The sequence below is a fragment of the Bradyrhizobium nitroreducens genome (assembly GCF_002776695.1).
In the GTDB taxonomy this organism is placed as follows: domain Bacteria; phylum Pseudomonadota; class Alphaproteobacteria; order Rhizobiales; family Xanthobacteraceae; genus Bradyrhizobium; species Bradyrhizobium nitroreducens.
Genome location: NZ_LFJC01000003.1, coordinates 1979094 through 1998276, shown reverse-complemented (window position 1 = coordinate 1998276; position 19183 = coordinate 1979094). Strand labels below are relative to the sequence as shown.

Genomic DNA, 19183 nt, shown 5'->3' with positions numbered 1-19183 from the left:
GCGGGGGCCGGCCCACCGGTTTTCCTACGTCCGTCCCGCCGTCCAGGCTGAAACACCACGTTGGAGGTTGCCTTGCAGTTGATCCGCGTTCTTTTCGCGTTGTGCATCGTCATCGGAACGGCGCATGCCGAAGCGCCGTACCCGTCCAAACCGATCGTGCTGGTGGCGGCCTTTGCGCCCGGCGGCGTCACCGACATCTCCGCCCGCCTCGTGGCCAAGGGGCTTTCGGAAGAACTGGGACAGCCCGTCGTCGTGGAGAACCGGGCAGGGGCCGGCGGCGCGATCGGCGCGACCTTCGTGGCGAAGGCGGCCCCCGATGGATACACGCTTCTATTGGGCACGGTGTCGGAGTTGACGGTGCTGCCCGTGGTCAAGATCACGCCGCCCTACGACACGATGAAGGACTTCGAGCCGATCGCCCGGGTGGGAACGGTTGCCTTCGTTCTCGCGGCGCATCCCTCGGTCTCAGCCAACAACGTCGCCGAGCTGATCGCGCTGGCCAAGGCGGAGCCGGGCAAGCTGTCCTTCTCCTCTTTCGGCGTGGGATCGCAGAATCAGCTTCTGGCCGAACTCTTCATGAGCAAGTCGGGCACGAAGCTGCTTCACGTGCCCTACAAGGGGAGTGCTGCCGCGGTGACGGACCTGATCGGCGGCGCCGTTCAGCTCACCTTCGATACCACGACCGTCGTCATGCCGCTGGTGCAGGGCGGCAAGTTGAAGGCGCTGGCCGTGCTGTCGCCATCGCGCTCGGACGCAGCGCCCGGCGTCCCGACCCTCGCGGAGAGCGGCGTCGCACTCGAAACCGTCGGCTGGACCGGCGTGGTGGGACCGCGCGGCATGCCGCCTGCGGTGGTGGCGCGGCTCAATGCGGCGATCAACAAGGTGCTGGCAGACCCCTCGATAAAGACGGAGTTCGGCCGCCGGGACATCACCGTCGGTCAGACCACGCCGGAGCAATTCCGTGACTTCATGCAGGCCGACATCGAGCGCTGGTCGCAGGTGGTGAAAGCATCGGGGATCAGGATCGAATAGCGCGCGGTCGGACCCCACAGGGCCGAAACGGGGCCGTGAGCCTGCATTCACCCCACTTTACAACCGCGCATCAAGTGATAATTATCACAATATGATAAAACAAAGAGGTTGAACTCTCATGGACTCCACGATCATCGTCGCGACCGCCGGCCAGGGCATGTTGCGCAGCAACGACAAAGGAAAGAGCTGGCATCGCCTGGGCTTGGGCGAGCCCATCGAGTTCGACGGAATCGTCCGTTCGCTCGCGGTGGATCCGGTGCGTCCGGAGCGCGTCTATGCCGGCGCCGATTGCGGCGTTTGTCTCAGCGACGATGCGGGCGCACATTGGCGGCGGGCCCGCGGCGCGATTGAAGGACGGACGGTGTGGTCGCTCGCCGTCGACCCGAGCAATCCGTCCGTGATCTACGCCGGAACGGGAGCGCCGTCGCGTGCCGGCTTCTTCAAATCGACGGATTCGGGCGAGACGTTCAGCCAGATCGTCGAGGACTTTCCGGAGTTCTGCGCGGGCGTGAACCGGCCGCGGCTGCTGACAGCCTGCGTCGATCCTGATGATGGCAACCAGGTCTGGTTCGGGCTTGAGGAGGGTGGCGTCTGGCGTAGCCGCGATGCCGGCGGCACCTGGGAGCGCCTCGACGGCGAGGACCGGACGATACGGCACTCGGACATTCATTCAATCGCTATTCTGCCGGCAACGCCCTCGTCGCCGAAGACGACGTTCGTGCTGACGGTGAACACGGTTTACCGTAGCGTCGATGACGGCAAGACCTGGAGCGGAAAGCCGTCGAAAGAGCGGTTCGACGGGATGTATTACACCCGAACGATCCAGCCCGTTTCGGCCGACGAGAATGCTCTGCTGCTCGCCATCGGCGACGGCACGCCCGGGATCAAGACCCGCATCTACCGGTCGAATGACAGAGGCGAAACCTGGAGCACGGCGGAACTCAAACAAACGCCGAATTCGACTGTCTGGGCCTTCGGCGCTCATCCGGCGGATCCGCAGCTGATCTATGCGGGCACAAAATACGGCCACCTGTTCACGTCGAAAGACGCCGGCAAGAGCTGGGAGAAGGAATGGCGCGACTTCAGCGAAATCACCGCCGTCGCCTGGACGCCGGTCGCCGCGCCCTTGAAGGCGCACGCTAAGTCGGACGTTTGAGAGGGGCGGATCTTGAGTAACCAAGCTTCCCGCAAAGCGGTCAATTTTGCCGGATTCCACATCCGCAAATGGTACACGCAGATCGACGAAAGCCTCGCCAATGAGAGCGGCCAGCTCGCGGACGGACCGCCGCTGCGGAAGTACGTGCTGGCGGCCGCCATCGCCAACCCCTACGCGGGTCAGTTCAGTCAGACGCTGGACCTGATCGTCGGCAATTCCGTCGCGCTCGGACACGAGTTCGCGCGGCGCGCAGCGGCGTTGCTCGGCGGGGACGGCATCCAGAGCTACGGCAAGGCGGCAATTGTCGGTTCGGCCGGCGAATATGAGCACGGCAATGCCTTCCTGACCAGCATCTTCGCCGACCCGGTTCGCGACGCCGTGGGCGGCGGCAAGGCCTGGATTCCCTCCAGCGGCAAGCGTGGCGGGCCGGGAACGTCGATCGACATCCCGCTGGCGCACAAGGATGCGCTCTACGTGCGATCTCACTACGACACCGTCACGGCTCTGTTCGCGGACGCGCCATCGCCGGACGAAGTCGTCATCGCGTTTGCCTTCGCAAGCCGGGGCCGCCTGCATGCGCGGCTCGGCGGGTTGCGGGCCGATGACGTCAAGGGCGAAGACGGGCTGCATTGATGGGGGCCTCTGCAAACCCGGGATTCGCATCGCCCACCGAAGGATGGTTCACCAGCGAAGGCCTCAATCTGCGTTTCGTGGAGTGGGGCTTTCCCGACAAGCCCGCGATCGTCATGCTGCACGGGCTCCGCAGCTACGCCCATACCTGGGAGCCGGTGGCCCTGCCGCTGCTCGACAACTGGCGCGTCATCGCGCTCGACCAGCGTGGCCGCGGCCGCAGCGATTGGGACCCGAAGGGCAACTACTACACGGAAGACTATGTCCGCGATCTCGAAGCGCTTGCCGACCATCTGGCGCTGCGGCGGTTCGTGCTGGTGGGACACTCGATGGGCGGCGCCAACGCGTTCGTCTACGCCGCGCGTCATCCCGACCTGGTGGCGGCGCTCGTCGTGGAGGACATGGGACCTGGCGCTTCGGCAAGTTCGGGAGGAGCCGATCGCATCCGGCGGGAATTGAACGAAACCCCGTCCTCGTTCGCGACCTGGGCCGAGGCCACGGCTTTCTGGCGGCGTATCAGGCCTGACATCTCGGCCGAGGCGTTGCAGTCGCGGGTCACGCATTCCCTCAAGCCGGGCGAGGAGGGCCGTGTGACCTGGTGTCACGACGCCCTGGGAATCGCGAGGTCGCGCCTATCCGCCGCCCCTGACAAGATCGTCGATCTGTGGCCGCATGTCGAAGCGCTACAGATGCCGACGCTGCTGGTCCGCGGCGCGAATTCCGACTTCCTGTCGGCAGCAACCGCCGAGGAGATGTGCCGTCGCAACACGCGGATTCGACGCACCGATGTCCAGGGCGCTACTCACTACGTCCACGATGACAATCTGGCGGGCTTCAACGCCGTGCTGCAGGATTTCCTTTCGCGGCTTGCGGGGTCCTTCACGTCGCGGTCGTGACGCCGCGTCATCCTGCCGGCGCGCATTGCCGGGACGAAGGTCTTCGTCCCGGCATATCAGGTCTCACTCGATCCTGATCTCGGCGGCACGGGCGATCTCGCTCCATCTGGCGACGTCGGCTTTCATGAAGGCGTCGAATTCGTCGGGCGTGCTCGCCACCACCTTCACGCCACGTTGCTGCAGGGCCTCGACCAGAGCCGGAAGGCTGAGGACTTTCGCCAGCGCCGCGTGGAGGCGATCGACGATCGGCCTGGGCGTGCCGCGCGGCGCGAGCACGCCGAGCCACCCCTCGAAGGTGAAATCTGGGAGGCCGCTTTCGGCCATGGTCGGCAATTCCGGCGCGAGGAGCGATCGCTCCGGCGAAAGGGTCGCCAATCCCTTCAGGCTGCCGCTGCGCACCAGGGGGATCATCACCGAGGCGGTGTCGAAGGCGAGCTGAACCTGTCCGGCGAGCAGATCGGTCACCGCGGCGGCGCTGCCCTTGTAGGGCACGTGGACGAGCGACAAGTGGTTCTTTCGGGCGAACGCTTCGCCGATCAGGTGGTTCGTCGAACCGATCCCGAAGGACGCAAAATTCAGCTTGCCGGGATTGGCCCGCGCATACGCAATCAATTCGCCGACGCTATTCGTATTCAGGGACGGGTTCGTCGCCAGCACGAAGGACACGGTGCCGACCTCGGTGACGGGAGTGAAATCCTTCAGCGGATCGTACGGCGCCTTGACCTTGACCGCGGTCAGGACATCTAGCTCCGAGCCCGAGCCGAACAGCAGCGTGTAGCCGTCGGCCGCTGCGCGGGTCACGCCGACGGCGCCGATCGCGCCGCCGGCGCCAGGCCGGTTCTCCACAATGATGGGTTGGCCAAGCTCGGCCGCAAGATCTTTCGCGACGAGCCGCGCCGCAGTGTCCGTGCCGCCGCCGGGCGCGAACGCGACGACCAGCGTGATGGGCTTCGATGGATAGTTCGGCTCCGCCTGCGCCGTCGAAACAAGCAGCGACGTCAGCAGTGCAACCCATCCCAGTTTCCGCATGAACATCGCTCCTGTCGGCATGATGACGATTGACTCATGAATTATTTCTCATAATGTAATAAAATTCATAATCGGTCAATGGATCGGTGGATCATGCAGATGAAGTCCTTATGCGGCGAGACGCGAGATCGTCGCCGTCGGTACTTGCGAGCAATCGTCGTGCCGCACCTGTTCGTGGCCTTGCTCGTGGGTCTTGGCCTGGCGTCGCATCCGGCCGCAGCCGCCAGCACGTACCCCAATCGGCCTGTCACCATCATCGTCGCGTTCGAACCCGGCGGCTCGTCGGACATTTCAGCGAGGCTCGTCGCGCAGGAATTGACCACCATCCTGGGTCAGCAGGTGATCATCGAGAATCGTCCGGGCGCAGGCGGGCGGCCGGGGACGCGGCGGCTCGCGGAGGCGGCGCCGGACGGTTACACGCTGCTGTGGGGCAGCGGCAGCACGCTGACGGTGTCGCCGGTGCTTTATGCCGACCAGAAATATGTCGGCAATCTCACGCCGATCAGTCTCGGCGTGACGCAGCCGTTCATCTTCGTCGCCTCCACCACGCTCGGTGCGAAGTCGGTTGGGGATTTCGTGGCACTGGCGAAGCAGCAGCCCCGCAAGCTCAACTTTGCTTCCGCCGGCGTCGGCTCCAGCAATCATCTGCTCGGCGAGATCTTCATGGCCTCCACCGACACTCAACTCACGCATGTGCCCTATCGGGGCGGGGCGTCGGCGCGCGACGCCGTCACCAAGAACGAAGCCCAGCTGATGGACGAGGTTCTCTCACCTCTGGTCGGCGCCATCCAGGCGCACCAGCTCCAGCCGCTCTTCGTGACCGGCGCCACGCGTCATCCGCTGTTTCCCGATGTCCCAACCGCGAGCGAGGTCGGATTGCCGGACCTTGCAATCGTCGGCTTCTTCGCCCTGCTCGGACCGGCCCGCCTGCCGCCGGACGTCGTCGAGGTCCTCAATGCCGCGATGAAGAAGGCGCTGGATTCCAAGGAGCTGCGCGCGTCGCTCGACCTGCGCGGCTTCGATGCCGCCTACAGCGCGCCGGAGGATCTGGCGCGGCTCATCGAGAAGGGCCGCAAGCAATATGGCGACATCGTCGCGCGTCGCAACATCAAGATCGACTGATCGCCTTCACCCCGTTTCGAACTGGAAGAACAATGAAGCTCTATCTCGCTCCTCACGCCTGTTCGCTCGCCGTCGACATCGTCGCGCGCGAGCTGGAGCTACCCCTTGCACTGGAATGGATCGATGTCCGTGCCAAGAAGCTCAAGGATGGCAGCGACTACTTCAAGATCAACCCGAAAGGGCAAGTGCCCACGCTTGGCCTGGAAGACGGAGGGCTGCTGACCGAAGGCACCGTGATCGTGCAGTGCCTGGCGGATTCCAGGCCGGGCAACCGTCTGCTGCCGTCCGGTACGAACATCGCCCGCTACCGTGTGCTGGAATGGCTGAGCTTCATCAGTTCGGAGTTGCACAAGGGCTTCACGCCGTTGTTCCGGCCGACCACGCCGCCGGCCTATCGCGACATCGCGATCGAAAACCTCGCCAAGCGATTCGCGTGGCTGAACGAGGAGCTGTCGACGCGGCCGTTCCTGACCGGCGACGACTTCACGGTCGCCGACGCCTATGGCTACACGATCATCAGCTGGAGCCGGATCCACAAGCTCGACCTGTCGCCCTGGCCGCACCTCGTCGCATACATCGACCGTATCGAGAGCCGGCCGAGCGTCAGGGCGGCGCGCGAAGCGGAGGCGGAAGAACTTCGCCGTCGCGGCAGCTGAAAGGGCGAGGTGGGTGATGGCGATGCGCTGGAAAAAGCGGCCTGACGGCTCGAACTGGGGTGCCTTCGGCGCCGACGATCAATTGGGGGCGATGAATCTGGTCGGCCCCGAGCAAGTCAGGAAGGGTCTGGCCGAGGTGTGCCACGGCCGCACGTTCTGCCTGTCGCTGCCGCTCGACCATCCGGGTGGGACCGCGCTACATCCCCGTCGGCACCCGCCGCGTCGTTTCGCGACGTTGCGCGGCGGCAAGAACGAAGGCGCGCAGTGCTTCTGCCATGCCGCCTCGCGCGACAACCCGCTGTATTGCGACGTGTTCAGTGACGACGTCGCGCTGATCCACACGCAGTACTCGACCCAATGGGACGGCCTTGCGCATGTCGGAGCCGAGTTCGACGCCGATGACGACGGAACCGAGGAGATCGTCTTCTACAACGGTTTCCGGGCCGGCACCGACATCAAGCCCGCCCCTGCGGCGACAGGCCAGATCCGGTGGGACAGCTACGAAGATCCACGCGCCGAGGCCCTCGGAATTGAGAATCTTGCCCGTCACGGCGTGCAGGGGCGCGCCGTCATGGTCGATCTCCACCGCCATTACGGACAGGACAACCATGCCGTGACGTTTGCCGAACTGATGAACATCCTGAAACAGGATCGCGTGGTGATCGAACGGGGCGACATGGTGTGCTTCTACACCGGTCTCGACACGCTTATTCTCGGCATGAACAAGCAGCCGGTCGCCGAAATCCTCCTGAATTCCTGCGCCGGTCTGGACGGCAGCGACGAGCAGTTGCTGAACTGGATCAGCGAGACGGGGATGGCGGCGCTGATTTCCGACAATTTCGCTGTTGAACTCATGCCGAAATCGTCACGGGCAAGCGGCCGGCACGCGATGCTGCCGCTTCACCATCATTGTCTGTTCAAGAACGGCATCCATCTCGGCGAACTCTGGCGGCTCGACGAGCTCGCACTCTGGCTTCGAACGGAAGGACGCAGCCGCTTTCTCCTCACCGCGCCACCGCTGGCACTTCCTGGTGCGGTCGGCTCGCCCGTAAGTCCGATCGCGACGGTCTGACATGCAATCGCCATCAGGGAAAACCGTCGTGAACGGCGCTGATGCCATCGTTGCCTCGCTGGCGAAGAACGGTATCGATATGTGCTTCGCCAATCCAGGCACGACCGAACTCGCGCTCGTCGATGCGCTCGATCGGACCGCCGGGATCCGGAGCGTTCTGGGACTCTTCGAGGGCGTCTGCACCGGCGCTGCCGACGGCTATGCGCGCATGTTGGGGCGGCCGGCCGCCACCTTGCTGCATCTCGGACCGGGCTTCGCCAATGGCGTCGCCAATCTGCACAACGCACGTCGCGCCCGGTCGCCCATCCTCAACCTGATCGGCGATCATGCCACCTGGCACCTTCCGTTCGATGCCCCCTTGACCAGCGACATCAGGTCGTTGGCGATGCCGGTATCGGGTCACTACGCCTATCTGGGGACTGCGCAGCTCTGTGTCGAAGACACCATGAGGGCTCTCGGCGCGTCGAAAGGTGGAAAGATCAGTACCGTCGTCATCCCGACCGACGTGCAGGAACATGTGTTTGGCGAGCAGCCGGAGGTTCCACAGCTGCCGCACCCTGGGGTCGCAACATGCGATGGTGAGCGGGTCGAAGCGGCCGCGCGCGTGCTCAGGGATCGCAAACCTGCGATCATCCTGCTTGGAGCACGGGCGATGACGTCGTCGGGCCAGAAGGCTGCTGCAGCCGTTGCGGCCCTGATCGGAGCCCGCGTGTTTGCGGAAACCTTCCCCGCACGCTGGGACCGTGGCGGTGATACGCCGGTGATCCCCCGCTTTCCCTATTTTCCCGAAATGGGAATGGCGACGTTGAAGGATGCCGAATGCGTGCTGCTCGTCGGCGCCAGAGCGCCAATTGCCTATTTCGGCAAGACCGGCCTGCCCAGCGAGCTCGTGCGTCCGGGGACGCACGTCGAGACCCTTGCTGGGCCTGGCGATGATGCGGAGCAGGCTATCATGTCGCTGGCCCGGGCGCTCGGCGCTGCGCCGCTTCCGCCATGCGCCGTGTCCGTCCCTCCGCTTCCGGAGCACGGGCATCGCCTGGACGCATCGGTGATGGCGCAGACCGTCGCTGCCTTGATGCCGGGGCGGGCCATCGTTGCGGTGGAAGGCGCGACCACGACGCCCGTCTTCTTCACGGCGGCCGCTGCTGCAAGGCCACATACGGTGTTGACAAATACGGGGGGCGCGATCGGGCAGGGCATGCCGGTCGCCACGGGCGCCGCACTGGCCTGTCCCGATCGGCCGGTCCTCAGCCTCCAGGGGGACGGAAGCGCGGCCTACACCATTCAAGCCTTGTGGACACAAGCGCGCGAGGGGCTGAACGTCGTCACGATCCTTTGCGCCAACAAGAGCTATGGCGTTCTGCGGGTCGAGCTCGGACGGGCCGGCATGAATCCGGATGCGCCGGTCCCGCACCGCATGACAAGTCTGGATGATCCCGCGCTCGACTGGGTTGGACTCGCTCGCGGCTTCGGCGTGCCGGCGGCACGCGCTCATACGGCGGGCGATTTGGCCGGGCTGGTCCGTACCGCGCTGTCGCAGGGCGGACCATTTCTCATCGAGGCGGTGATGTCATGATGCGAGACTTGAAACCGATACTGAGAGTCCCGGCACCGCGAGAGGCAGCGCGGCCGGTCGCCTGTCCTGGCGGCAGGGCAAAGATGGAGCCGTGTGTCGATCTGCGTTCGTCGTCGTTGCAGTCCAGTCTCCGCAAGACGAGATCTCGCACCATGCGCCGCCATAAGGGCCTTGCGGTCATGGCGCTTGCCGCACTGTTGGTTTGCGGCCTTCATGGACGGGCGCGCGCCCAGGCCGCCGCGCCCGGCTTTGCGCCGAGCCGTCCCGTCAACCTGGTCGTGCCGTTCGCAGCCGGCGGCGGCACCGACGTTCTCGCCCGGCTGGTCGCCGACAAGCTCGGAGCCGCGGTGAAGCAGACGGTCATCGTCGACAACCGGCCCGGCGCCAACGGACTGGTCGCCAGTCAGTTCGTCGAGAAAGCCAAGGCTGATGGTCAGACCCTGATGCTCGGAAGCAATTCAACGCACGTGATCGCACCGTTGCTGCTGCCGGATCGCAGCGCCGCGGACGCGATGAGAAGCAAGTTCAAACTGGTGGCGATCCTCGCCGGCACGCCGTTGGTGCTCGCGGTCAACGAGACCTCCGAGTTCAAGACGTTGGAGCAGTTCCTGAAGAAGAAGGACGTCGATCTGACCTTCGGCACTTTCGGCGTCCATTCGTCGCCGCATTTGATGGGCGCGCTGCTCGCCGCCCGCACCGGGCTACGGCTCGTCCACGTGCCTTACAAGGGCTCGGCGCCGGCAGTCACGGATCTGCTCAGCGGCACCATCAACAGTGTGTTCCTGACGGTGGCCGGGATCAGCAGCTTCGTCGAAGGAAAGCAGCTCCGAGCGCTGGCGATCACGGGCAAGGAACGATTGGCCAGTCTTCCTGACGTCCCGACCTTCCAAGAGCGTGGGATTACAGGGCTCGAGAATCCCGGCTGGTTCGCCATCTTCGCGCCGGCCAATCTTCCCGACGCGGTCACCGCAGATCTGCGCGAGAAGATCGGCGTAATCATGCGGCAGCCGGAGATGCGCGACAAGCTGCGCGAGTTGGGGCTTCAGGAGGTGGCGATCGCTCCGGGCAAGGAGATGGACGTCTGGAACGATTCCTGGGCCGGCACCGTCGACATATTGAAGCAGACGGGAATCAGTCTCAACTGAGCGGCACGCCGTGCCATCACTCGGCCGTCTGCTCGTCGGGACACCAGGCGCCTGAGGCTCGACAGAATGGGCATTATTGGGTACCTCCCGCAGGGGAGGTTGAGCATGATCAAGAAGGTGTCAAAGCTGTCGAAGGCGAAGGCCCGCCCCAGAAACCAGGTCATCGGGCAAGCGCAAAGGCCTGCCAGGAAACCGGCCAAGAGCCAGATCAGTGCTCGCAAGCCCGTCGCCACCCGAGGCGAGAAGAGCGACGAGGGCGGTTCGAGCCTGTCCCGCATGCTGGGGACCCTCCAGTTCTTCAGCAGAGCCGAGCCGGTGCTGTCTGCCGAGGCAATCGCCGAAAGGGCCGGCGTTCCCACCAGCACCGCCTATCGCTACGTCAAGCAACTCACGAATGCAGGTCTGCTCATCCGCTGGAAGGGGGGATTCGCCCTGGGGCCGCGGATCATGGAGCTGGATCTGCAGATCAGGGAGTGCGATCCCGTCATCGTCGCCGCGGCCGGGCCGATGGCCGAGCTCTCCAGGCAGACCGGCCTCGAGGTTCTCCTCAGCAAGCTCTATGGACGGACGATCATCACCGTCCACATCGAGACCGGCGGCTCTGGCCGAACGCTGAAGTTCGGCCGCGGCCGGCCGCTTCCCCTGTTTCGCGGCTCCAGCTCGAAGTCCATCGTCGCATTCCTGCCCGCCGCGCGATTGCGGAAGCTTCACGAGGAGGCGCGAGCGAACGGCGACAAGGATGCGCTGGCGCAGGATTGGCCAACGTTCTACGAGGCGATGCTGAGCACCCGCAAAGCCGGGTACAGTCTGACCAAGGGCGAGTTGAATAGCGGCATCGAAGGCATCTCGGCGCCGATCTTCGGCGGCGATCGCGACGTGATTGGCAGTCTGACGTTGATCGGTGATCTCGGACGCATGGCAATGCTGCGCGAAGAGGCGCTGATCGAGGTCGTCCAAAAGACCACGGACCTGATCAGCGAGTCCCTGAAGTAATCGGATTGACGGCGAAAACGACGTGAAGCGCGGCCCAATGCGCCTCGGCGATGCGCCGTCTGCGGTTGGTCGGAACGACCTTCTGAACCTACAATATACGTCCGGCACCACGGGCTTTCCGAAGGGCTGCATGCTTACGCATGACTACTGGATGATCATGCAAATTCCTCGTTCGCCTCGGCCATAGCCCGGGTAGCGTCCGTGATACGAAGCTGAAACCGCGTGGTACGATCGGCCCTGCACCAAAGAGCTGAAGCTGCCGCTCGCCCGTCGCGACATGCGCCGCTTCTACGCGCAGCCCGTGGCGCCCACTGAGGAGGTCGCGGAGAAGCTCGCGGCGCCGCTCGGGCCAAGTTCGTGGCAGACAGGCTGCCTCGGCGGGTTTGCTTCCTCATGATCGACATCGTTTGCATAGTCTGCAGTGACGGCCAATGTCAGTTCGTTGCTTCGGGGCAAGAATGCGTCGTTCCGACAATGGGGAATCCTATTGCGGGTCCAATGCACGATAAACCGTCTACTTGTTGGAATAGGCCTTGATTTGACGCCAAAATCATACGCCTCTTAATCAGCGGGTCCCAGGTTCGAGCCCTGGTGCGCCCACCAAGCTTTTCAATAGCTTGCAGCGAATGAGCATCAGAACGGGACGTTTGGTTGGACGTTTTCAGCGCCCAACCAAAACAGACATTGCTCATCGACCCATGCACCACCGAGAACCGGGCATAGACGAGATCTTCGGCAGCAGAAGCAGAATCGACCAATTGCTCAACCTCGCAAAATGCGGGTTCAAACGACTATCGGGACTTGCGGCGGGTCGCGGCGAACAATAGTCCATGCAAAATGGTCCACGGAGCGCGCTTGCACGTCAGTGTCGCTTCGGAGAGGAGGTTACGTCATCGCTGATGCCGCGATCCGCGGGTAGAGAATCGAATGGGCGATTGCGCGGTCGCGAGAACGAAACGCCTGAAGCGCCAGCACATGATGGTCTTCTGCATGCGAGTGCGGGCGCTGCACAAGTTGGATCAGTCAGAATTAGACTGTGAATCGGCACCGAAGCACGCCCCCTTCGATGTCATGTGAATCAGAGACTTATCGTGCCGATCGGCGTCGAGACCCCACGCCGATTCACAGTACCTGCTCAAAGTTGCCTTCAGCATCCGTCGGTATCCGACTAGGCCCAGTGCCTCGCTGTTTCGACGAACGCTATCTTGAACGAAACCGCCGAGATTTGTCAGTCTTGGCTGTTCAGAAACGCGATGTAATCCCGGGAGAGTTTTTCAAAGTCGTTGGTCATCACGCTCCTTCGATACGTGTCTCGCGGATTTGTAACGCTTTGTGTCCACCAAGGTCACCTACGTGCCCGCAGCAGTCGGGCAATATGTCATGAGATAACCGACTGATCGACGACGCGGCCCCGCACTAGCCGAGTTTCTTTCCGGCTACGAAGCCAGCGGATGCTGCGGCTTCTGGGCGTTTGGGGAACATTGCTCAACCCCTCGTCGACGCGCTCAACGGCTCAACGCGGGGATCAATGAGTTTCTGGCGATGGCAGGGTGAAGGCTGGCTTTGCATATCTCGGTGCCATGACCCAGCCGGTTCCGTCCAACATTTTGGCCGAATCATCGGGGCATCTGGTGCCCTAGACAATCTGCCTTTCAAGAAGCTGAAGCTTTGTGAGATCGAAGTCCCAAAAAAGCGGTCGGCTATGAAGCCGACCAGTCTGGGAAGTTGAATGCAGGTAGCTTTCCCCGGACAGCCAGGTTTTATCGGGCAGCACCAAAATATGTGCAAGGATATGCTAAGATTTAGTTTTTGCGTGTAGACCGACGCCTCTAGGCCGGCTTCACAAGTTCGCGGGCGAGTTCGACCGGCATGTCCACCATGACGTCGTGTCCACAAGGCATTTTGGTAACACGCCAGCCCGGCAACCCGGCCACCTTCGCTGCGTAATAGCGGAACGGGCTTGGATCCCAACCCTCGGCCAAAATGAAGACACGCTCCTTTATGGTGGAGCTGGCGCCGGTTAGCAGCACTGGCATTTCGAAGGTCGCCAGCGCTTGAGGTACGCACCGCCGATCAACCCACGCGCGCTTCTGCTCGATGACATTGAAGCCTTCGGCCGGAACAGGTGCCATCAGACCGCTGTTGTTCTTGATGGCACTTCCCCGAAATCCCTCAATGAACGCCTTGAAGTTCTCGCGTGATAAAGCAACTTCGAGGCACTTATTCAGTGACTGCTCATGCTCGGGAATGAAGGCGTCCAGGTACACCAATGTCCGGATTCGCGAAGCCATCCGGTCGGCGACCGCCGTTATCACCATCCCTCCGTAAGAGTGGCCACAAAGGATCACGTCGGAGAGTTCCTCCGCCTCGATGACCCCACAGACATCACGAATGTGGGTCTCGAGCGTGACGTCCTGACCGTTGAGGTGCGCGCGTTCTCCCAAGCCCGTGAGGGTAGGGGTAAATACCGTGTGTCCCATGGAGCGAAGTTCACTGGCAACGTCACGATAACACCAGCCCCCGTGCCACGCTCCGTGCACGAGTACAAAGGTAAGCGGCGCTCTGGTCTCTGCGCTCTTCGCGCTGTTTGAGCTCGTGAGCAGGGAGCCAGTGACAACGGCTCCAGCTACAGCGTTGCCGATCAACTGTCTACGATTCATGCGCGTTCACCTTCTGACTGAATGAAGTTCTCATAAGAGAACTAGTTCTTATACATGTACGATGGTCTGCCGCAATCTCAATTGCTTGCACACGTCGACGCTCAAAAGTGATCTTCGCGACGCGTTTGAAAACAGATTTGCCTGGATCGCAGCTTGAGCGTGCTTCTTCTCTCGGCAGCAAACAGGCGAGGTCAATCGTCCGCCGCCGCAAGAAAACAGCGATGAATTGCAGTGCAGCGCACTAGCGCCTCTTGGGGGGCTTATCCGCGAGCTAGCTGCGCCCATGCTTTACAAACATATAGACCAATTGGTCGTTAAATGCAATGTTTGTCGGGTCGGCAGTTCGTGCCACGTTGACTTCTTGCCTAGTTGTACATATAGCAAAACATGTTCATATACAGGTACAACTAGCGCGACCGTCCAAGAGCTCCAGAGAGCCGTAAGCGGAAACCAGTGAGGGAGGTAGTTATGTCGTCCAATTCGTTGCGCCATTTGACCAAGATTAATCGCCGAACCTTGATTGGAGGTGCGGGCGGCTTCGCGCTGGCTCACGCTGCGGCTTCGAAGCTTGGGATGCCCTACATTGGGAGTGCCGCCGCTGCGGATCCGATCAGGATTGGAATGATCTACGCCAAGACCGGAGCCGTGGCTGATCAGGCGGAATACATGGCGCAAGGTAGCTTGTTGGCTCTTGAGACCCGCAACAACACCCTTTTGGGTCGTCAGGCGGAGGTCATTTGGCTCGATGAGCCGACGTCACAAGCGGCGCAGCAAAACGCCGAGCGCCTGGTCGGCGAACATAACGTAGTCGGCATTGTTGGCGGCTCCTTAAGTTCGAGCGCGCTCGCAATATCCGCGGTCGCTAAAAAGGCGAAGATCCCGTTCGTCGCCGCCAACGCGGGGGCGATCGATCTAACCGGGCGGCTTTGCAACAAATACACTTTCCGCCTGCAGCCCCCGGCAGACGTTCATACCCGCGTTCTCGCGCCCTATTGTGCGGGGCTTGGCAAGAAGTGGTATCTGCTGACTGCAGCTTTTGCTTTCGGGCAAGACATCAAGCGTTCCTTCACCGAATTCAGTGCGGCGAATGGAATCACGCTCGTGGGCGCCGACGAGGTCCCGGTCAACACAGCTGACTACAGCTCATTTATTCTCAAGATCCGCGCCGCCAAGCCGGACGTCGTTGTGGGTGGGGTGCCGGGCAACGATATCTCCACGTTTCTGAAGCAGTGGAACGAACTGGGTATGAAAGGCAAGATTCCGTTCGCCGAAATTGCCGTCGGCGCCACGGATCTCTGGGGCGTGGGTCCAGAAGCGGCGGACGGCCTGTTCACGATCAACTGGTACCACAAGAACCCCAACAATCCGCCCGAAGAGCAGATGATGGCGGCAACATATGAGAAAAAATACAAGCGTCCCGCAGCCGACAAGACCTGGATGGGATGGATGGCAATGAACGCATTGCTCGATTCGGTTGAGACTGCGAAAGCGACCGAGCCCGGAGCAATTGTAGACGCGCTCGAAAATTGGGGCGTTCAGCGCGGTGGCGTAAAGGCGGGTTACCGCGCATTTGATCATCAGATGGTCAATCGTCTGCTCGTCGTCGGTATCAAACCCAAAATCACCGACAAATGGGACTACTTCGACATTCTCGCCGAGACGCCTTCGAACGACGCCGAGATCGAGAAGGTCTTCGGCGCGCAGGCCCAAAGCGCGTGCAAGATGGACACGCTCTAGACCTCGGGTGAGGCGACGCCGCAATTCCGGCTGGAAAGATGCGGCTCCTTCAATAGGAGCACTCTATGTTTGACTTGATCTTGTCTCAGGCCGTAAACGGCCTGGTTCTGGGCTTCCTCTACGTTCTTATCGCCGTAGGACTCTCAGTCATTTTTGGAATGCTCGGCATCGTGAACTTTGCGCATGGCGCCTTCTTTGCCATCGGCGCCTATCTTGCCTTGATGCTGAACCGGGATTTCGGATGGGGAGCGGCGTTGCTGGCGCCGTTGCTTACCGGTCTTATCGGCATGCTCGTCGAATTTGTGCTGATACGACGACTCTACGGAAAGGAGCCGCTTCTCGGTCTGATTCTGACGTTTGCGCTGGCCTTGTTCTTCGAAGCGATCCTTCGCCTTGTGTTCGGCGCCGCTCCTCTGCCTTTCAATCCACCCAGATTCCTTGCGGGGTTCGTCGAATATGGTCCGGTATTGATCACCAAATACCGTATCGTCGTCCTGGCGGTGACGGTCTTCGCGCTGGTCGCGTTCTGGAGTTTTCTTGAATACACACCGTTCGGGCGGATTATTCGCGCCGGCTCGCGCGATGCGGAGATGGTTGGACTCCTCGGAATCAATCTTCCGATCGTACTGAGCAGCGTTTTCGGCATCGGCTGCCTCCTTGCCGGTCTCGCGGGCATGCTTTCCGGTCCGCTGTGGACCGTCAATCCGTCGATGGCCGCGGGCGCGATCATGCCTGCCTTCGTCATAGTCACTATCGGCGGTCTGGGATCGTATGCCGGAGCGATCATTGCCGGCGTCCTTGTCGGCGTAGTGACGGCGATGACCATTCAGTTTTATCCCGATTGGTCCAGTGCAGCGATGTACGTCCTGATGGCAGTCATCCTGCTGGTTCGTCCGCGCGGCCTCTTCGGCGAAAAGTGGGAAAGGTTCGAATGAAAGTCCGCTCGCTCTCGCGACATCCGGTTCTGTGGGTTGCCGCCGTTCTCAGTGCTTTGACTGTCCTGTGGCTCGGGCTCGGCGCTCCGGTGTCTCTCGTCACGCAAATAGCGATATATGCGCTCTACGGAGTTGGCGTGAATCTGCTCGTCGGTTATACGGGCCTTGTTCCGTTCGGCGCATCCGTCTTCTTCGGCGGTGCCAGCTACGCGGCGGCATTTCTTCTGCTCTCCGGCGTGGGTAACGAGTTTGCCGCGCTGGCGTTGTCAGTCCTGTTCTCGATCCTGCTCGGGCTTGCTATCGGCGCGATCATCCTGCGTCGCAAGGGTCTCTATTTTTCCTTGCTGACGCTGGCGTTCTCGCAGATCGCATTCGAAATCGCGTTTAAATGGACCTCGGTAACCGGCGGTGAGAATGGCATTCAGGGCATCCCGCGCATCAATTTTGCCAAGGATACCTCGTTCCATGTCTTTGTGGTTGTGACCGTGGTTGTCGCCATGTGGCTCATATGGCGACTGGCGCATGCGCCCTTTGGACGCGTACTCCAGGCCGTGCGCGACAACGAGCAGCGGGCCAGCAGTCTGGGCTATAACGTCTACCTTGTCCGTCTCGGCGCGTTTTCACTCATGGCCGCGGTCGTTGGCTACGCCGGTGCTCTTCTGACTGTTATGCTGCAAGGAGTCTATGCCGACAATCTAAGTTGGCAGCATGCGGGCGACAGCTTGCTGATGACGGTTCTCGGTGGCGTGCATCATTTCCTCGGCCCGCTCTGGGGCGCGATCGCCTTTATCATTTTGGAGAACAGGCTGTCGGCGCTTACCGAGAACTGGTGGCTGATGTTTGCGCCAGTGCTGATCCTGTTCGCGTTGCTATCGCCCGAAGGCATCCACGGTTTGGCGCAACGGATGACGCGTCGTCAGCGTTGGACGCTCACGGACAACGCAATTCCGCCCAGACCTCACGCAATTGAACCCTACGAAAGCGCTGCGTTGGCAATCGACGCGACCAGGCCGCTCCTCGAAACGCGGAAACTCTCGAAGAATTTCGGTAGCCTCGTTACCGCCAGGGAGATCGATCTCCAGATTCGACCCTTTGTGCTTCACAGCATCATCGGCCCAAACGGAGCTGGAAAGACGACCCTTTACAACATGCTCACAGGGGTGTTGCCGGTAAGTGGCGGCCAGATATTGTTCGAGGACAGGGATATCACGAACCTGCCGATCCACGCCCGCGCGCGTCTCGGAATCAGTCGTTCGTTCCAGATTCTATCAATCTTCCCGAACCTGAGTGTCTTTGAGAACGTGCGAGTAGCCGTGCAGGCTCAGCGTCACGGCCTGGGTGGATTGTTCTTCGACGCTCACGGTATCACGGCTCTGAACGACAGAACGTGGTCCATTCTTGATGCCGTGGGTTTGGTCGAGCGGGCGGCGGATCTAGGAGCGGAACTCCCCCACGGAGCGAAGCGGCTGCTTGAGATTGCCGTGACCCTCGCAATCGACTCGAAGCTGCTCTTGCTTGACGAGCCGCTCGCTGGTCTGGCGGAAGCCGATCGGGTCGTTGTCGCCGACTTGATCAAGAAGCTCTCGGAAAAACATGCGGTGCTGCTCATCGAACATGACATCGACAGAGTATTGGCCATCTCGGACCGTATCTCGGTCCTGCATCAGGGACGCATTATCGCGGATGGTAAGCCGGCAGACGTGGCCAAAAATCCGGAAGTGGTCGCAGCCTATCTGGGCGCTAGCAGGGGGAGCGAGGCGCAAGTGCGTCCAACGGTCGAGCGGCTCTCTCGCGTCCCGGAGTCCAGGCTGCTGGATGCCCAAGGCGTAGCTGCCGGCTATTTTGGAAGCACGGTGCTCTCCGGCGTGAACCTCGCGATCCATGAAGGTGAAGCGGTCGCGCTTCTTGGCCGCAATGGTGTCGGCAAGACGACCCTGCTTCGCGCGCTCACGGGTAGCTTACCGCCGACCGCAGGTACGGTCACGTTCAACGGTACGACACTCAACGGGCTGAAGCCGTATCAGATCAACCGGCTTGGTATTTCGCTCGTTCCGGAAGGGCGCCGTCTGTTTCCAAACCTGACTGTTTTGGAGAATCTTCAACTCGCGATGCGGCCGGGTGGCATCGGTATCGCGGAGGTGTTCGAGCTATTTCCGCGCCTTCGGACCCGTCAAAAGGCGAGGGCGGAGAACCTGTCTGGAGGCGAGCGGCAGATGGTCGCCATTGCGCGCGCGCTCGTTGTTCCCAGCAAGCTGATCTTGCTCGACGAGCCGTTCGAGGGCCTCGCACCGGCGGTCGTGAGTGAAGTGATGGAGGCGCTCGTCAAGCTACGCGGGAAGATTGCGATGATCGTGGTGGAGCATCATGCCGAGACCGTCCTGACCATCGTCGACAGGGCGTACGTGCTCGTCAACGGCGCGGTCGCATTCGAAGGAGCGGCCCGGACGTTGGCGGAAGACCATGCGCTTCAAGCGAGGCTGCTCGGCGTCGTCCAGGACGATGCGTCAGCTGCGGTCGCCAGGCAAGCAATCGCGTAACTAGGTA

At 61.9% G+C, this 19183-nt stretch carries 16 protein-coding genes; 14 read left to right on the top strand and 2 right to left on the bottom strand.

Annotation, left to right across the window (positions count from 1 at the left end; all coding sequences use genetic code 11):
• Positions 1–72: 72 nt before the first annotated feature.
• From TSA1_RS09935 to TSA1_RS09920, 4 genes are all read left to right on the top strand, one after another.
• Positions 73–1032, top strand: coding sequence for a Bug family tripartite tricarboxylate transporter substrate binding protein (locus TSA1_RS09935; protein ID WP_161497208.1), 960 nt, complete (start codon positions 73–75; stop codon positions 1030–1032).
• 118 nt (positions 1033–1150) lie between these two features.
• Positions 1151–2188 carry a WD40/YVTN/BNR-like repeat-containing protein gene (locus TSA1_RS09930; protein ID WP_100176189.1) on the top strand — a complete coding sequence of 346 codons (1038 nt, stop codon included), beginning with the start codon at positions 1151–1153 and terminating at the stop codon, positions 2186–2188.
• 12 nt (positions 2189–2200) lie between these two features.
• Positions 2201–2821 (top strand): amino acid synthesis family protein, encoded by a 621-nt coding sequence (locus TSA1_RS09925; RefSeq protein WP_100176188.1) that lies wholly within the window; start codon positions 2201–2203, stop codon positions 2819–2821.
• Positions 2821–3714, top strand: a complete 894-nt coding sequence (locus tag TSA1_RS09920; RefSeq protein ID WP_100176187.1) for an alpha/beta fold hydrolase — start codon at positions 2821–2823, stop codon at positions 3712–3714. The genes TSA1_RS09925 and TSA1_RS09920 overlap by 1 nt, the downstream gene beginning before the upstream one ends.
• Positions 3715–3777: 63 nt before the next feature.
• On the opposite strand, the gene TSA1_RS09915 is transcribed toward TSA1_RS09920, so the two are convergent.
• Positions 3778–4743 carry a Bug family tripartite tricarboxylate transporter substrate binding protein gene (locus tag TSA1_RS09915; RefSeq protein ID WP_161497207.1) on the bottom strand — a complete coding sequence of 322 codons (966 nt, stop codon included), beginning with the start codon at positions 4741–4743 and terminating at the stop codon, positions 3778–3780.
• Positions 4744–4902: 159 nt separating this feature from the next.
• Here TSA1_RS09915 and TSA1_RS09910 point away from each other — a divergent pair, with 159 nt between their 5' ends.
• The 7 genes from TSA1_RS09910 (at position 4903) to TSA1_RS40915 (ending at position 11494) form a co-directional block, all read left to right on the top strand.
• Positions 4903–5865, top strand: coding sequence for a Bug family tripartite tricarboxylate transporter substrate binding protein (locus TSA1_RS09910; protein WP_161497206.1), 963 nt, complete (start codon positions 4903–4905; stop codon positions 5863–5865).
• Between the two features lie 32 nt (positions 5866–5897).
• Positions 5898–6521: a glutathione transferase GstA gene (gstA, locus tag TSA1_RS09905; protein ID WP_100176184.1), complete on the top strand. Its 624-nt coding sequence runs from the start codon at positions 5898–5900 to the stop codon at positions 6519–6521.
• Positions 6522–6543: 22 nt separating this feature from the next.
• Complete coding sequence (locus TSA1_RS09900) at positions 6544–7593, top strand: cyclase family protein (RefSeq protein WP_347338524.1); 1050 nt, start codon at positions 6544–6546, stop codon at positions 7591–7593.
• Position 7594: 1 nt separating this feature from the next.
• Positions 7595–9169: an acetolactate synthase large subunit gene (locus TSA1_RS09895; protein ID WP_100176182.1), complete on the top strand. Its 1575-nt coding sequence runs from the start codon at positions 7595–7597 to the stop codon at positions 9167–9169.
• 152 nt (positions 9170–9321) lie between these two features.
• On the top strand, positions 9322–10314 hold the full coding sequence (locus tag TSA1_RS09890) for a Bug family tripartite tricarboxylate transporter substrate binding protein (protein WP_161497205.1): 993 nt from the start codon (positions 9322–9324) through the stop codon (positions 10312–10314).
• 105 nt (positions 10315–10419) lie between these two features.
• Complete coding sequence (locus TSA1_RS09885; RefSeq protein WP_245448186.1) at positions 10420–11307, top strand: IclR family transcriptional regulator; 888 nt, start codon at positions 10420–10422, stop codon at positions 11305–11307.
• A 37-nt stretch (positions 11308–11344) separates the two neighbouring features.
• Positions 11345–11494 (top strand): AMP-binding protein, encoded by a 150-nt coding sequence (locus TSA1_RS40915; protein WP_210421889.1) that lies wholly within the window; start codon positions 11345–11347, stop codon positions 11492–11494.
• Positions 11495–13136: 1642 nt separating this feature from the next.
• Here TSA1_RS40915 and TSA1_RS09875 read toward each other — a convergent pair.
• On the bottom strand, positions 13137–13967 hold the full coding sequence (locus TSA1_RS09875) for an alpha/beta fold hydrolase (protein WP_100176180.1): 831 nt from the start codon (positions 13965–13967) through the stop codon (positions 13137–13139).
• Positions 13968–14435: 468 nt separating this feature from the next.
• Between TSA1_RS09875 and TSA1_RS09870 the strand changes: the two genes are divergently transcribed.
• From TSA1_RS09870 to TSA1_RS09860, 3 genes are all read left to right on the top strand, one after another.
• Positions 14436–15704, top strand: a complete 1269-nt coding sequence (locus TSA1_RS09870) for an ABC transporter substrate-binding protein (protein ID WP_100176179.1) — start codon at positions 14436–14438, stop codon at positions 15702–15704.
• A 65-nt stretch (positions 15705–15769) separates the two neighbouring features.
• Positions 15770–16639: a branched-chain amino acid ABC transporter permease gene (locus TSA1_RS09865; RefSeq protein WP_100176178.1), complete on the top strand. Its 870-nt coding sequence runs from the start codon at positions 15770–15772 to the stop codon at positions 16637–16639.
• Positions 16636–19176, top strand: coding sequence for a branched-chain amino acid ABC transporter ATP-binding protein/permease (locus tag TSA1_RS09860; RefSeq protein ID WP_100176177.1), 2541 nt, complete (start codon positions 16636–16638; stop codon positions 19174–19176). Before TSA1_RS09865 ends, TSA1_RS09860 begins: the two co-directional genes overlap by 4 nt.
• Positions 19177–19183: the final 7 nt, after the last annotated feature.